Raw genomic sequence first — 13,219 nt, forward strand, 5'->3', positions numbered from 1 at the left:
CCGGTCCAACGGTGCAGCCTTGCGGACACCCTCACGGACACTCCTACTGGCATCCAACCATGCCCACTCGGACGGCCGCTCATTACCCATGGGTTACCCAGGTGGGACGGGAACAACTCTGTCACGTCCGTCCCTGGCCAGAACCCTTGCGAGACACTCCACGACCTCGGGCTGGTAGTCGCGCCCGGTACCCAGCCGCAGCTGCTCCAGGGCGGCGAGGGGGCCGCCCGGGTGACGGGTACCCCCGAGCAGGTCGTCGTACGCGTTGACCGCCCGCACGATGCGCGCCAGGGCCGGCTGCTCCCGGTACGGGTCGGCCTGCCGCTCCACGATGACGGCCACCTCGGCGGGCACCCCGGTCTGGCGGGCCACGTCCCCGCCGAGCGCGGCGATCCGGCGGGCCTCGGCGGCGGGCAGCCCGGCGGTGGCCCCGGCCCGGACGGGGTCGACGAGGGAGAGCTGGCCGATGTCGTGCATGAGGGCGGCGTACTCCAGCACCGTGAGCTCCCGCTCCGACAGGCCCAGCTCCCGGCCGACGGCGCAGCTCAGGGCGGCCACCCGGCGGGAGTGCCCCGGGCGGGTGTACCCGGCGATCTCGGTGGCCCGGGCCAGGGAGGTGATCGTCTGGCGGTAGGTGGTGCGGATCGCGGTGATCCGGTGGAAGGACAGCTGGGTCAGCAGCAGGGGCACGCAGAAGACGGGCAGGGCCCACAGGCCGGCGACGGCCACGCCGAGGGCCATGACGACCCCGGTGGCGCAGATCGCCGAGCCGATGCCGAGCTGGGCGCGCAGCTCGTCGCGCAGCAGGGGCCCGTACGGCCAGCCCGTGCGGGCGCGGGCCTGGGCGGCGGCGAGCACGGCGTCGCACAGGGCGGTGAGGCCGAGCAGGAGGAGCAGGAAGAGGACGAGGTACGGGCCCTGCCCGATCCCGTGCTCCAGCCGGCCGGAATTGTAGAGCGGCTGGAAGCAGACCGCGGCGAAGGCGACGGTGAGGACCCGGCGGGCCAGGTGGTCGGCGCCGGGAGCACGGCCGCGGGCGATGTGCGGGACGAGCCCGGCCAGCGCCGCGGCGGCGACGACGGTGACGATCTGGAGCACCCCGTGGTGGGTGGGCTCGGCGGCGTCCGGGCCGAGCAGGGCGTACGCGAGGGCGCCGGCGAAGGCCAGCGGCGCGGGCCGGCGGCCATCGGCCGCGTCCGGTGCGGCTGCGGCCGCTGCAGGGGCCCAGGCATCCCGGGCGCCCCAGGTGTCCCGGCGGTCGTGGGCGCCACGGGGGCCGCGCGGGTCCCGGGCGCCCCGGCTGTCGCGGCGGGCGAGCTCGCCGCAGGCGATGAGGGCGCCGAAGGCCAGGGCGGTGCCGGGCTCGACGACGCCGTTCCACAGGGTGTGCCCGAGCCCGGCCAGGGTGAGCACCACGGCGGCCCCGCGCACCCCCCAGACGACCGCGCTCCCGAGCGCCGTGCCCCTCGCGCCCCGCCCTCTCACGCCCCGCCCCCGCCGTCCGGTTCCCGCCCGGTGCGCGGGTCCACGGTCCGTACGCGCGTCCGGGCGCCCTGGGCCGGGAGCCCGGACAGCGCGGACCCGCCGGGGTCCGGGGCCGCGGCGTCGGGCGCCGCCGCCGCGCGGCCGGGGGCGGAACCGGCCGGGATCACCTGGAGGTCGTCCTCGTCCGCCGTGACCACCGGGTGCCAGCCGTCCCGGCCGATCGCCTCGACCAGCGCGTGCACCATCACCGGGTCGAAGTGGGCCCCGGCGCACCGTTCCAGCTCGGCCAGGGCCACCGGCACCGGCCGGGCCCGGCTGTACGAGCGGGTCGAGGTCATCGCGTCGAAGGCGTCGGCCACCGCCACCACCCGGGCCGGCACCGGGATCTGCTCACCGGTCAGCCCGTACGGGTATCCGGAGCCGTCGACCCGCTCGTGGTGGTGCAGGATCGCGGACCGGGCCTCGCCCAGGAACCCGATGCCGCGCACCATCTCGTGCCCGTACTCGGGATGCAGCTCGATGACCCGCCGCTCCTCGGGGGTCAGCGGGCCGTCCTTGCGCAGCAGCCGGGTCGGGACGCCGAGCTTGCCGACGTCGTGCAGGATCCCGGCGATGCGGACGACTTCGAGCCGGTCCCCGTCCATGCCCAGCTCGCGGGCGATCATCGCGGAGGCCTGGCCGACGCGCTCGCCGTGGCCGCGCGTGTAGCGGTCCTTGAGCTCGACGGCCTGGACGAGCGCCCGGATCGTGGCCTGGTGGGCGGCCCGTTCGCGGTGGTACTGGGCGAAGACCCAGCAGGAGATGTACATCGGCAGCAGGACGAGCAGCGCGGCCGGGAGCCCGTACGGGCTGCGCCACAGGACGGCCATCATCAGCCCGGCGAGGCCGTGCACGCAGTGCGGGACGAGGGAGCGGGTGAGCAGCCCGCGCCAGGCCGTGCGCACGGGCCGGCGTTCGGCGGCGGCCAGCACGCCCCCGTCGAGGGCGGCCAGTACGAGGCAGAAGGCGGCGGCCGCGGCGGCCGCGGGCAGCAGCGCGTACGGGAAGTCGGCCAGCCGGCCGTCCGAAGGAGCGCCGCCCAGCAGCCCGAACGTCCGCCCCGCGGCCCAGGCGGCGACGGCCTGCTGCGCCGCGTGCCACACGCGCCGGACCCCGGCCGGCCGCCGGACCACCGGCTGGGCGAAGGCGCCGGGCAGCGCGACGAGCGCGGCGGCGGCCGGGGGCAGCAGGAAGACGGCGGCGAGCAGCACGGGGAAGAACGAGCCGTTGCCCTCGGGGACCCGGATCCGGTTGCCCGGCAGCGGGCAGATCCTGACCAGTTCACAGCCGAGGTAGAGGAAGGCGAGCAGCGCGACAGCCGGCCAGGGGGTGCCGGAGCCGGTGAAGGCCGGAGCGGTGCAGGCGCATGCCGCGAGCACGGCGCCGAGGATGACGGCCCACAGGAGTCGGGGACACGCCGCCGGCGGAAGTACCCGCATGGCGCTCTCCTCCCCTGTGCCGTGCACACCGTTTGGGGAGAATAAGTGGGCCCCCTCGCACAGGGGGCCACATTTTCGTATTGCGCCGTACGGGCACCCCCGGATTAGCACCTTCGAGTGAACGAATCGGCTTCCAGGGGTGGTTGTTCGATCAGCCGGTGGCGGGATCCGCGGTCACGTCGTGATCGGGGATCGCCTGGCCGGAACGGATCAGCTCGATCCGTCCCATGACCTTCGAGCGCAGGTCGGTCGGCACGTCGTCCGAACCGCAGCAGCGCTTCACCAGCTTCTTGACGGCCTGTTCGAGGCCGTACTTCTCCAGGCAGGGATTGCATTCGCCGAAGTGCGTCTCGAACTTCGTGCAATCACTGTCCGGCATCTCGTGGTCCAGGAACTCGTACAAGTGGTCCAGGACCTCAGAGCAATCCGTCTCGTGCGGCTCTCCGCAGCTCATGAGCCCGAGCCTTTCAGGTCGTTCGACTCTCCCGCGCCGGCGGGGACCAGCCCGCGCTCACGGGCATAGTCCTCCAGCATTCCGCGGAGTTGACGGCGGCCACGGTGCAGTCGGGACATGACCGTACCGATGGGTGTACCCATGATGTCCGCGATCTCCTTGTACGCAAAGCCCTCTACGTCGGCGAGATAGACCGCGATGCGGAACTCCTCCGGAATGGCCTGGAGCGCTTCCTTCACATCCGAATCGGGCAGGTGGTCGAGCGCCTGCGATTCGGCGGAACGAAGGCCCGTCGACATGTGCGACTCGGCGCGCGCCAGCTGCCAGTCCTCGATCTCCTCCGCCGCGCTGCGCTGCGGTTCACGCTGCTTCTTGCGGTAGGAGTTGATGAACGTGTTGGTCAGAATGCGGTAGAGCCATGCCTTGAGGTTGGTGCCCTCGCGGAACTGGTGGAAGGACGCGTATGCCTTCGCATACGTCTCCTGGACCAGGTCCTCGGCGTCGGCCGGATTGCGCGTCATGCGCAGCGCGGCCGAGTACATCTGGTCGAGGTAGCCGAGGGCGTCCCTCTCGAAGCGCGCGTTGCGCTCCGCGGTCGTCTCCTCCGCGTGGCCTTCGTCGGTCCCAGCGACAGGACCCACCTCCTCCGACTGCGTGACGGCTCCGAAAGCGGACCCGCTCGAATCGGAGAATAGTCGACCATCCCGGCCCTCCGCCGCCTGAAGCGGGCGGCGCTTGGGCGCGGGCAGGACCGTCCAGTCCAGGCCTGCCGCCTGCGGACGGTGCTGGCTGATGACCTGGGTCATGCGGTCCCTCTCCTCCGACTGATCCCGTGCTTTCTGACATTCCGCACAACAGAAGGGTCGGGCCGCGCATTCCCCGGCGGGGGCCGGTTCCACGGCCTCTGTCAGGTGTGCGCCCGGGGTGTGACGCGGATCACCGCGGGGCCGTCCCGGTCCGCGGACCCCTGGCCCCGCTGCGACGGCCGCGTCCGTCAGAGGGGCAGCCCGGCGAGCCAGGCGGCGACGGCCCCGGTGATCACCGTGAGGGCCTCGTCCTGGGTCAGGTCCGCCTTCTTCGGCACGGCGAAACCGTGATCGGCGTGCGGGACCTCCACCAGTTCGTACGGTGCGTGCGCGGTCGGCGGCGGGAACTCCTCCGGCCGCCCGAAGGGGTCCCGGCCGCCCTGGACCACCAGGGTGGGCCGCCCGGCGCCGGTGAGCTCCCCGGCCCGGGACTTCTCGGGCCGGCCCGGCGGGTGCAGCGGGAACGCCAGGGCCAGCACCGCGGCCGCCCCCAGCTCGGCGGCGGTCCGGCAGGCCACCCGGGCGCCGGCGCTGCGGCCGCCCGCCACCACCGGCGGTCCGGGCTTCGCCAGCGCGGGCCACAGGCCCCGCCAGCCCTCGTCCAGCACCTTGGGCGCGGCGGCCACCTTCTTCCCGGCGACCCGCCACGGCTGCTCGACGAGCGCCACGGTGACCCCGTGGGCGGGCAGGGCGGCGGCCAGGGCCACGAGGTCGCGGGCCTCGATCCCGCCGCCGGCGCCGTGGCTGACGGCCAGCACGAGGCGGGCGGCCGTACGGGCGGGTACGGGATGCCAGGTGATGCGGGCCTCGCCCGCCGGGGTGTCGACGCTCTCGGTGCGCGTACGCGTGGTCATGCCGCCCATCCTGCCCGGGCCCCGGGCCCGGCCGGGCGAGGCGCGGTCCCGATGAGACGGGCTAGAAGAGCGTGGCCTCCTCCGGCGCGGCCAGCTCGTGGAGCAGCTCCGGCCCGTTGTTGCGGACGTTGCTGACGGCGGTGGACACCGGGTACGCGCGCATCAGCCCGCCCGGCGGCGGCGCGAGCAGCGCCTGGAGTTCGTCGGTGTCGGTCCGGGCCGGGTCCAGCCAGGCGTCCCAGCGGTCCGGGGTCAGCATCAGCGGCATCCGGGGGTGGATCTCGGCGAGCGAGGCCGGCCCCTCGGCGGGGGCCACGCCCAGCGGCCCGGTCTCGGCCTCGGCGGTGATCACCGAGCAGGTCGCCCACCAGGCCTGCGGGTGGTCGCCGGGGAGCGTCGGATCGCGCCAGAACTCGTATATCCCGGCCATGGCGAAGACGGAGCCGTCGGCGGGGAGCACGAAGTAGGGCTGCTTGCGGGCCCGCTTCTTCTTGCCCTCGACCTCCAGCTGCCGCTCGTCGTGGGCGGTGACCCACTCGTAGTAGCCGTCGGCGGGGACGATGCAGCGGCGCTGCGCGAAGGGGCGGCGGAAGGAGGGCTTCTCGGCCACCGTCTCGGAGCGGGCGTTGATCATCCGGGCGGCGCCGTCGGCGTTCTGGGCCCAGGAGGGGACGAGCCCCCACCTCACCGTGCGCAGCTGACGAACCGGACGCGGGTCCGGAGCGTCTTTCACGGGACGGTCGAGGACGACGTGGACCTCCTTCGTCGGCGCCACGTTCCAGTCGGGTGCCAGGGTCTCCTCGGGCTCCCACTTCTCGATGCCGAAGGCCTCCACCAGGTCCTCCGGCCGACGACTCGCTGCATACCGTCCGCACATGGCTGCCAGACTGCCATCCCACCCGCCCACCACCGCAAGGAGTCCGCCACTCCATGAACAGCTCCACGGACAGCACCACGACCGCCGGCCTGTGGGACCGGCTCACGGGCATACAGACCCCGCCGGCACTGTGGCTGGTGATCGTGACGGGCGTGGTCGCCCTGGCCGCCGTGGGACCGCGCCCGCTGTGGCGGCTGTCCCGCAACGCCGTGACCATCGCCCACGAGGGAGGCCACGGGCTGCTGGCGCTGCTGACCGGGCGGCGCCTGGACGGGATACGGCTGCACTCCGACACCAGCGGGGTCACCGTCAGCCGCGGCAAGCCGACCGGGCTCGGGATGATCCTGACCGCCGCGGCCGGGTACACGGCGCCCTCCCTGCTCGGGCTGGGCGGGGCCGCGCTGCTGTCGGCCCACCGGATCACGCTGCTGCTGTGGGCGGCCACCGCGCTGCTGCTCGCGATGCTGGTGATGATCCGGAACGCGTACGGCGCCCTGACGGTGGTGCTGTCCGGCGCCGCGTTCGTCCTGGTCTCCTGGCTCGCCCCGGCCGAGGTCCAGGCGGTCTTCGCGTACCTGGTGGTGTGGTTCCTGCTGCTGGGCGGGGTCCGGCCGGTCTTCGAGCTGGGGGCCAAGCGCCGTCACGGCGGGGCGCCCGATTCCGACGCGGACCAGCTGGGGCGGCTCACGCACGTCCACCCGGTGGCCTGGCTGCTCCTCTTCCACGCCGTCGCGCTGTGCTCGCTGATCGGCGGCGGGCGCTGGCTCCTCGGCCTCTGAGCCGGCCTCCTCGTCCGACCGCCGGGTCCGGCCTCCGCGTCCGGCCTCCGCGTCCAACCTCCGAGACCAGCGTGCGATCAAGATCTGGGCCCGGGGCGAGCCACTAAAGTGGGGGCCATGACCGAGACCCCCGCGCTCCCCGCCCTCTGGCCCGCTCCGCTCGCCGACGGCACCGTCCACGCCACCGTCACCGTGCCCGGGTCGAAGTCGGTCACCAACCGCGCCCTCGTCCTCGCCGCGCTCGCCGCCGAGCCGGGCTGGGTGCGCCGCCCGCTGCGCTCGCGCGACTCGCAGCTGATGTCGGACGCCCTGCGCGCGCTCGGCGTCGGCATCGAGGAGACCGCCTCCTCCAGCTCCGGCGACGGCGCCGGCGGCGAGGCCTGGCGGGTCATCCCGGCCGCGCTGCACGGCCCGGCCACCGTCGACGTCGGCAACGCGGGCACCGTCATGCGCTTCCTGCCGCCCGTCGCCACCCTGGCCGCCGGCGACATCCGCTTCGACGGCGACCCGCGCTCCTACGAGCGCCCGCTCGGCCAGGTCATCAGCGCCCTGCGCACCCTCGGCGCCCGGATCGACGACGACGGCCGGGGCGCGCTGCCGCTGACCGTCCAGGGCGGCGGGGCACTGGAGGGCGGCGTCGTCGAGATCGACGCCTCCAACTCCTCGCAGTTCGTCTCGGCGCTGCTGCTGTCGGGCCCCCGCTTCAACCAGGGCGTCGAGGTGCGGCACACCGGCACCACGCTGCCGTCGATGCCGCACATCCGGATGACGGTGGAGATGCTGCGCGCGGCGGGCGCCCAGGTCGACACCCCCGAGGCGGGTGGCGAGCCGAACGTGTGGCGGGTCGCGCCGAGCGCGCTGCTGGGCCGTGACGTGGTCGTGGAGCCGGACCTGTCGAACGCGCAGCCGTTCCTGGCGGCCGCCCTGATCACCGGCGGTACGGTCACCATCCCGGACTGGCCGCGCCGCACCACGCAGCCCGGCGACGAGCTGCGCCGGATCTTCACGGAGATGGGCGGCTCCTGTGAGCTGACCGGCGCGGGCCTGGTCTTCACCGGCAGCGGCAAGATCCACGGCATCGACGTGGACCTCGGCGAGGTCGGCGAGCTCACCCCCGGCATCGCGGCCGTCGCGGCGCTGGCCGACTCCCCGTCCACCCTGCGCGGGGTGGCGCACCTGCGGCTGCACGAGACGGACCGGCTGGCCGCGCTGACCGCGGAGATCAACGGGCTCGGCGGCGAGGTCACGGAGACCGCCGACGGCCTGCACATCCGCCCGCGCCCGCTGCACGGCGGCGTGTTCCACACCTACGACGACCACCGGATGGCCACCGCGGGCGCGGTGATCGGCCTGGCGGTGGAGGGCGTGCAGATCGAGAACGTGGCGACGACCGCGAAGACCCTGCCGGACTTCCCGAAGATGTGGACAGACATGCTCTCGGGAGCGGGAGCGTAGGGCCCCGTCATGCGCAGGTACGGCAAGCACACCGACGAGGACGACATCCGCCAGCGGCCCAACCCCAAGGGCAACCGGCCCCGGACCACCATCCGGCCCAAGCACGAGGACGCGGCCGAGGGCTTCGTCCTGACCGTCGACCGCGGGCGGCTGACCTGCCTGGTCGACGGCCGCACCATCCACGCGATGAAGGCCCGCGAGCTGGGCCGCAAGGCGGCCGTGGTCGGCGACCGGGTCTGGATCGTCGGCGATCTGACCGGCAAGAAGGACACCCTCGCGCGGATCGTGCGGATCGAGGAGCGCAAGTCCGTCCTGCGGCGCACCGCGGACGACGACGACCCGTACGAGCGGGTGGTCGTCGCCAACGCGGACCAGCTGGCGATCGTCACGGCGCTGGCCGATCCGGAGCCGCGGCCCCGGATGATCGACCGCTGTCTGGTGGCCGCGTACGACGCCGGGCTGGAGCCGCTGCTGGTCCTCACGAAGTCGGACCTGACCTCCGCGGACAAGATCCTGGAGATCTACTCCACGTTCGGCCTGAACTACGTGGTGACCAACCGCGAGGAGCTGGCGACGGGCGACGCCGCCGACCGGGTGCGCGAGCGCCTGAACGGCCGGATCACCGCCTTCGTCGGCCACTCGGGCGTCGGCAAGACCACCCTGGTCAACTCGCTGGTCGCCGAGGGCCGCCAGCGTGCCACCGGGCACGTCAACGCGGTGACCGGCCGCGGCCGGCACACCACCACCTCGGCGCTCGCGCTGCCGCTGCCGGGCGGTGACGGCTGGGTCATCGACACCCCGGGCGTGCGCTCCTTCGGTCTGCACCACGTGGACCCGTCCCGGGTGATCCTGGCCTTCCCGGATCTCGTTCCCGGTACGGAGGAGTGCCCGCGGGCCTGCAGCCACGACGAGCAGGACTGCGCGCTCGACAAGTGGGTGGAGGACGGCCACGCGGATCCGGCCCGCCTGTACTCGCTGCGGCGGCTCCTGGAGACCCGCGAGCGCCGCGAAGGAGACTGATCGTCCGGCGGGGTTTGCCGCCCGCCAGGCCTGGTAAATGCATAATCGCACCACGTGACACGACGTCACCTGACGCGGGGAGGCATTCGCCATGGCCTGGCTGCTGGTGGTCGTCGCCGGAATCCTGGAGACCGGTTTCGCGGTGTGCCTCAAGCTGTCGCACGGGTTCACCCGGCTGTGGCCGACCATCGCCTTCGCCGCCTTCGCCCTCGGCAGCTTCGGGCTGCTGACCCTGGCCCTGAAGAAGCTCGACGTGGGCCCGGCCTACGCGGTGTGGACGGGCATCGGGGCCGCCGGAACGGCCATCTACGGCATGGTCTTCCTCGGCGACCTCGTCTCGACCCTCAAACTCGTCTCGATCTCGCTGGTCATCCTGGGCGTCATCGGCCTCCAGCTGTCCGGTTCGGCTCACTGAGCAGGCGCAGCAGCCGCATCAGCTCCCCCAGCCCCGGCTCCTCGCCCGGCGCTATCACGTACGAGAGCGCGAGGCGTACGGCGAGTTCGCAGTACTGCGCCCCCTCCCCCGGGCTGAGCGTGGCCGAGGCCCGGTCGCGGACGGCCCGGGCCAGCTCCCCGGGCCCGGGGGCCGGTACTCCGGGCCGCACCCCCTGCCCGGGCGGCGTGGGTAAGTTCCCGTCCCAGCACCCCGTCAGCAGCGCCCGTACGAGGGGACGCGCGCGGGCGGCCCGTACGGTCCACTCCGCGACCGAGGCGAGGCGCTCGGCGGTGGCGGCCGGGGAGCGCAGGACCCGGTCCACCCCTTCGAGGTACCAGTCGGCCTCGCGCCGCACCAGGGCCCTGCCCAGGCCCGCCTTGCCGCCGAACTCGTTGTAGAGGGTCTGCCGGGACACCCCGGCGGTGGCGGCCACGTCGACCATCCGCACGGACGGCCAGGGGCGCGCCAAGAGCGCCGTTCCCGCCGCTTCCAGCAAGGACTCCCGGGCTGCCGGCATGCGCGCCTCCCCGCTCGACTTCCCCCGCTCCGATTCCCCGCTCGGCTTCCCCGCCAGAGTTGACGGACCGACAGATCCTGTCAAGGGCGCCCGGGGGTCGCACCGTGGACGCCGTTCGCCGGGTCCGGGCGGTCCCGATACTGTTCGAGCATGCCCGAGTATGACGATGACCTCCGCCTCGCCCTTGAGCTCGCCGACGCGGCGGACGCCGCCACGATGCAGCGGTTCCGCGCCCTCGACCTGTTGGTCGAGACGAAGCCGGACATGACCCCGGTGAGCGAGGCCGACAAGGCCGCCGAGGAGATCGTCCGGGCCGGGATCGAGGCCGCGCGGCCCGCCGACGCCATCCTGGGCGAGGAGTACGGGCTCAAGGGCAGCGGCCCGCGCCGCTGGGTCGTGGACCCGATCGACGGCACGAAGAACTACGTGCGCGGCGTCCCCGTCTGGGCGACGCTGATCTCGCTGATGGAGGAGGGCTCCGACGGGGCCTTCCGGCCCGTGGTCGGCGTGGTCTCGGCACCGGCGCTGGGCCGCCGCTGGTGGGCGGCGCAGGGCGGGGGCGCGTACGCCGGCGGTGCGCTGGGCGCTGCGCCCGTTCCGCTCGGGGTCTCGAAGGTGGGCGCCCTCGGCGACGCCTCGTTCGCGTACTCCTCGCTGAGCGGCTGGGAGGAGCAGGGCCGGCTCCCCGGCTTCCTGGACCTGACCCGGCAGTGCTGGCGCACCCGCGGCTACGGCGACTTCTGGCCGTACATGATGGTCGCGGAGGGCTCGCTGGACCTGTGCGCCGAGCCGGAGCTGAACCTGTGGGACATGGCGGCCATCGCGGTCGTGGTCCAGGAGGCGGGCGGCCGGTTCACGAGCCTGGACGGCGTGGAGGGTGTGCACGGCGGGAACGCGGCCGCCTCGAACGGGCTGTTGCACGAGGAGATGCTGGGGTATCTGCGCCCGCGCGACTGAGCCGTACGGGTCCTGCACCCGGACGACCGGGTGCGCCCTCTTGATGACTCTGCGTACCCATGGGAATCTGAGACTCCTCCGCTTGTGCGCTTGTGAAGACCTTCTCTAAGTGCGCGGAGGACACTCCCCAGGAGGTGGCTCCCTTCATGCTCGTCCGCGACGCCATGAGCACCGTGATCCTCACCCTCGGACCCGCCCACACCCTCCGGCAGGCGGCCTGCCTGATGTCCGGCCGCCGGGTCGGCGCAGCCGTCGTCCTCGATCCCGACCACAGCGGCATCGGCATCCTGACCGAACGCGACATCCTCAACTCCATCGGTGCGGGCCACGATCCCGACCGGGAGTCCGTGGGCGCGCACACCACCAACAACGTGGTGTTCTGCACCCCGCAGGCCACCGTCCAGGAGGCCGCCGAGGCGATGGTCCGCGGCGGCTTCCGCCATCTGATCGTGCTGGAGCACGGCGGCCCCGTCGGCATCGTGTCCGTACGGGACGTGATCCGCTGCTGGGTCCCGGCGCGGCGCAGCACCGTACCGGCGTAAAGCCGGAGGGCCGGACCCCGAGGGGGTCCGGCCCTTCAACTCTCGGCGAGCGGATCCGTCAGCCGCGAAGGGCCTGGACCGCGGCCTCCAGCCGCTTGCCGAAGTCACCGTCCGCCTGGCGGAAGTTGTCGATCGCGCGCTCGGCGATGTCGTCACGGGAGACCTTGGCGATGAAGCCGGACAGGTTCTCGATCAGACGGGACCGCTCCTCCTCGGACATCAGGCGGTAGAGGTCGCCCGCCTGGACGAAGTCGCTGTCCTCGGAGTGGACCGGGGCGGCGTGGTTGCCCGTGCCGCCGGTGACCGGGGTGGACTGCCACAGCGGGCGGTCCGTCTGGAACGGGCCGCCGAAGCTGTTCGGCTCGTAGTTCTTCGCTCCCTTGTGGCGGCCGTCGTACAGGAAGCCGTCACGGGAGTTGGTGCGCGCCTCGGTGGCGTGCGGGCGGTTCACCGGCAGGTGGTCGGCGTTGATGCCGACGCGGTAGCGGTGGGCGTCGCCGTAGGCGAAGAGACGGCCCTGGAGCATCTTGTCCGGGGACGGACCGATGCCGGGGACGAAGTGCGCCGGGCTGAAGATGGACTGCTCGACCTCGGCGAAGACGTTCTCCGGGTTGCGGTTGAGCTCCAGCTTGCCGATCTCGACCGGCGGGTAGTCCTCGTGCGGCCACACCTTGGTGAGGTCGAACGGGTTGAAGCGGTACTGCGCCGCGTCGGCCGCCGGCATGATCTGGACCTGCACGGTCCAGGTCGGGAAGTCGCCGCGCTCGATGGACTCGCGCAGGTCGCGCTGGTGGGAGTCGGGGTCCTCGCCGGCGAGCTTGTTGGCCTCGGCCTGGGTGAGGTTCTTGATGCCCTGGTCGGTCTTGAAGTGGTACTTGACCCAGAAGACCTCGCCGGCCTCGTTGTTCCACTGGAACGTGTGCGAGCCGTAGCCGTTCATGTGGCGGTAGGACGCCGGGATGCCGCGGTCGCCGAAGAGCCAGGTCACCTGGTGGGTGGATTCGGGCGACAGACCCCAGAAGTCCCAGACGTTGTCCGCCTCCTGCGAGCCGGTGTACGGGTCGCGCTTCTGGGTGTGGATGAAGTCCGGGAACTTGATGGCGTCCTTGATGAAGAACACCGGGGTGTTGTTGCCGACGAGGTCGTAGTTGCCCTCTTCGGTGTAGAACTTCAGCGCCCAGCCGCGGGGGTCGCGCACCGCGTCGGCCGCACCGAGGTTGCCCGCGACGGTGGAGAAGCGCAGGAACGTTTCGGTCTGCTTGCCGACCTCGGACAGGAACTTCGCCCGGGTCCACTGCGAGACGTCACGGGTGAGGGTGAAGGTGCCGTACGCACCGGCGCCGCGGGCGTGCACCACGCGCTCCGGTATGCGCTCGCGGTTGAAGTGGGCCAGCTTCTCCAGGAGCAGCTGGTCCTGGACCAGGACGGGGCCTCCGACGCCGGCCGTCTCGCTGTTCTGGTTGTCGGCGACCGGAGCCCCGGCCTCCGTGGTGAGCGGTCCCTGCGTCACGTGCGCCTCCTGCGTCATTCCTGCCATGTGCCTGTGCCTGTCCTTGGCC

The 13,219-nt window shown here is 73.0% G+C and carries 14 protein-coding genes; 6 read left to right on the plus strand and 8 right to left on the minus strand.

Annotated elements, in window-relative coordinates; genetic code table 11:
- Nucleotides 1–93: 93 nt before the first annotated feature.
- The 6 genes from ADK52_RS23510 to ADK52_RS23535 form a co-directional block, all read right to left on the minus strand.
- Nucleotides 94–1,485 carry an HD domain-containing protein gene (locus ADK52_RS23510; RefSeq protein WP_053691820.1) on the minus strand — a complete coding sequence of 464 codons (1,392 nt, stop codon included), beginning with the start codon at nt 1,483–1,485 and terminating at the stop codon, nt 94–96.
- Nucleotides 1,482–2,963 (minus strand): HD-GYP domain-containing protein, encoded by a 1,482-nt coding sequence (locus ADK52_RS23515; protein ID WP_053691821.1) that lies wholly within the window; start codon nt 2,961–2,963, stop codon nt 1,482–1,484. The genes ADK52_RS23510 and ADK52_RS23515 overlap by 4 nt, the downstream gene beginning before the upstream one ends.
- A 151-nt stretch (nt 2,964–3,114) precedes the next feature.
- Nucleotides 3,115–3,417: a mycothiol system anti-sigma-R factor gene (gene rsrA, locus ADK52_RS23520; RefSeq protein WP_053691822.1), complete on the minus strand. Its 303-nt coding sequence runs from the start codon at nt 3,415–3,417 to the stop codon at nt 3,115–3,117.
- Nucleotides 3,414–4,058, minus strand: a complete 645-nt coding sequence (locus tag ADK52_RS23525) for a sigma-70 family RNA polymerase sigma factor (RefSeq protein WP_030153556.1) — start codon at nt 4,056–4,058, stop codon at nt 3,414–3,416. Before ADK52_RS23525 ends, rsrA begins: the two co-directional genes overlap by 4 nt.
- Nucleotides 4,059–4,411: 353 nt before the next feature.
- The gene (locus ADK52_RS23530) at nt 4,412–5,077 is read right to left on the minus strand and encodes an alpha/beta family hydrolase (protein WP_053691823.1); all 666 of its coding nucleotides are present in this window, start codon (nt 5,075–5,077) and stop codon (nt 4,412–4,414) included.
- Nucleotides 5,078–5,138: 61 nt separating this feature from the next.
- Nucleotides 5,139–5,954, minus strand: coding sequence for an SOS response-associated peptidase (locus ADK52_RS23535; protein ID WP_053691824.1), 816 nt, complete (start codon nt 5,952–5,954; stop codon nt 5,139–5,141).
- Nucleotides 5,955–6,007: 53 nt separating this feature from the next.
- On the opposite strand from ADK52_RS23535, the gene ADK52_RS23540 reads away from it, so the two are divergent.
- The 4 genes from ADK52_RS23540 (at nt 6,008) to ADK52_RS23555 (ending at nt 9,623) form a co-directional block, all read left to right on the plus strand.
- Nucleotides 6,008–6,733: a M50 family metallopeptidase gene (locus ADK52_RS23540; RefSeq protein WP_182508556.1), complete on the plus strand. Its 726-nt coding sequence runs from the start codon at nt 6,008–6,010 to the stop codon at nt 6,731–6,733.
- A gap of 117 nt (nt 6,734–6,850) precedes the next feature.
- Nucleotides 6,851–8,188: a 3-phosphoshikimate 1-carboxyvinyltransferase gene (gene aroA / locus ADK52_RS23545; RefSeq protein ID WP_053691825.1), complete on the plus strand. Its 1,338-nt coding sequence runs from the start codon at nt 6,851–6,853 to the stop codon at nt 8,186–8,188.
- A gap of 9 nt (nt 8,189–8,197) precedes the next feature.
- Nucleotides 8,198–9,208, plus strand: coding sequence for a ribosome small subunit-dependent GTPase A (rsgA, locus tag ADK52_RS23550; protein WP_053691826.1), 1,011 nt, complete (start codon nt 8,198–8,200; stop codon nt 9,206–9,208).
- 91 nt (nt 9,209–9,299) lie between these two features.
- Nucleotides 9,300–9,623: a DMT family transporter gene (locus ADK52_RS23555; protein WP_030153546.1), complete on the plus strand. Its 324-nt coding sequence runs from the start codon at nt 9,300–9,302 to the stop codon at nt 9,621–9,623.
- Here the strand turns inward: ADK52_RS23555 and ADK52_RS23560 are convergent.
- Nucleotides 9,589–10,161: a TetR/AcrR family transcriptional regulator gene (locus ADK52_RS23560; RefSeq protein ID WP_053691827.1), complete on the minus strand. Its 573-nt coding sequence runs from the start codon at nt 10,159–10,161 to the stop codon at nt 9,589–9,591. The two genes, ADK52_RS23555 and ADK52_RS23560, sit on opposite strands and share 35 nt — an antisense overlap.
- A 150-nt stretch (nt 10,162–10,311) precedes the next feature.
- On the opposite strand from ADK52_RS23560, the gene hisN reads away from it, so the two are divergent.
- Nucleotides 10,312–11,118 (plus strand): histidinol-phosphatase, encoded by an 807-nt coding sequence (gene hisN, locus ADK52_RS23565; protein ID WP_053691828.1) that lies wholly within the window; start codon nt 10,312–10,314, stop codon nt 11,116–11,118.
- A 146-nt stretch (nt 11,119–11,264) separates the two neighbouring features.
- Nucleotides 11,265–11,660, plus strand: coding sequence for a cyclic nucleotide-binding/CBS domain-containing protein (locus tag ADK52_RS23570; protein WP_048477493.1), 396 nt, complete (start codon nt 11,265–11,267; stop codon nt 11,658–11,660).
- Between the two features lie 58 nt (nt 11,661–11,718).
- On the opposite strand, the gene ADK52_RS23575 is transcribed toward ADK52_RS23570, so the two are convergent.
- A complete protein-coding gene (locus ADK52_RS23575; RefSeq protein ID WP_053691829.1) occupies nt 11,719–13,188 on the minus strand; it encodes a catalase in 1,470 nt (489 codons plus the stop codon).
- Nucleotides 13,189–13,219 lie beyond the last annotated feature (31 nt).

This window comes from Streptomyces sp. WM6372, assembly GCF_001279655.1.
Taxonomy (GTDB): domain Bacteria; phylum Actinomycetota; class Actinomycetes; order Streptomycetales; family Streptomycetaceae; genus Streptomyces.

Bases quoted from the DNA above. Each gene is read 5' to 3' on its own strand.
- ADK52_RS23515 (WP_053691821.1), bottom strand. From the start codon at position 2,963: ATGCGGGTACTTCCGCCGGCGGCGTGTCCCCGACTCCTGTGGGCCGTC.
- rsrA (WP_053691822.1), bottom strand. From the start codon at position 3,417: ATGAGCTGCGGAGAGCCGCACGAGACGGATTGCTCTGAGGTCCTGGAC.
- ADK52_RS23530 (WP_053691823.1), bottom strand. From the start codon at position 5,077: ATGACCACGCGTACGCGCACCGAGAGCGTCGACACCCCGGCGGGCGAG.
- ADK52_RS23535 (WP_053691824.1), bottom strand. From the start codon at position 5,954: ATGTGCGGACGGTATGCAGCGAGTCGTCGGCCGGAGGACCTGGTGGAG.
- ADK52_RS23540 (WP_182508556.1), top strand. From the start codon at position 6,008: ATGAACAGCTCCACGGACAGCACCACGACCGCCGGCCTGTGGGACCGG.
- aroA (WP_053691825.1), top strand. From the start codon at position 6,851: ATGACCGAGACCCCCGCGCTCCCCGCCCTCTGGCCCGCTCCGCTCGCC.
- rsgA (WP_053691826.1), top strand. From the start codon at position 8,198: ATGCGCAGGTACGGCAAGCACACCGACGAGGACGACATCCGCCAGCGG.
- ADK52_RS23555 (WP_030153546.1), top strand. From the start codon at position 9,300: ATGGCCTGGCTGCTGGTGGTCGTCGCCGGAATCCTGGAGACCGGTTTC.
- ADK52_RS23560 (WP_053691827.1), bottom strand. From the start codon at position 10,161: ATGCCGGCAGCCCGGGAGTCCTTGCTGGAAGCGGCGGGAACGGCGCTC.
- hisN (WP_053691828.1), top strand. From the start codon at position 10,312: ATGCCCGAGTATGACGATGACCTCCGCCTCGCCCTTGAGCTCGCCGAC.
- ADK52_RS23570 (WP_048477493.1), top strand. From the start codon at position 11,265: ATGCTCGTCCGCGACGCCATGAGCACCGTGATCCTCACCCTCGGACCC.
- ADK52_RS23575 (WP_053691829.1), bottom strand. From the start codon at position 13,188: ATGACGCAGGAGGCGCACGTGACGCAGGGACCGCTCACCACGGAGGCC.